The following is a 390-nucleotide window of genomic DNA, read 5'->3' on the forward strand; positions in this document are numbered from 1 at the left end:
ACTTCGAGCGGGCTGGAGACAAGGCGGCGGCGGTCCGCTGCGGAGAGCGTGGTTAGATGATCAACGAGCGTGCGGAACATCGCCTCGGTGGTGGCCTCTGCTGGCAGCCGGTCGAGCAGCTTCTCAGCCATATGCCCGGCGAGCTTGGCAGCTTGCACCTCCAGCGCGGCGCCGGTGCGCGTGCGCTCTTCCGCGGCGGTACTTTCCGCCTGCTTGTGGAGATCGGCGATCTCCTGATTGGTCCTGTCCAGTAGCCGAGCGCGGTCAGCGTCCGCGCTTGCCTGCGCCTCGGCGCGACGGCGGTCGATATCGGCCGCGAGGGCGTCGTTGCTAGCCTTAAGCGCCGTTTCCTGGGCCGTGGCGGCGACCCGTGCCTCCTCGGCATCCGCA

The 390-nt window shown here is 68.7% G+C and carries 1 protein-coding gene; it reads right to left on the reverse strand.

The window, feature by feature from the left end; genetic code table 11:
* Nucleotides 1-390, reverse strand: a 390-nt coding sequence (locus tag I6F37_RS44170) for a hypothetical protein (RefSeq protein ID WP_225155011.1), incomplete at both ends; no start/stop codon positions are given.

This window comes from Bradyrhizobium sp. NBAIM08 (genome assembly GCF_020193935.1).
GTDB lineage: Bacteria > Pseudomonadota > Alphaproteobacteria > Rhizobiales > Xanthobacteraceae > Bradyrhizobium > Bradyrhizobium yuanmingense.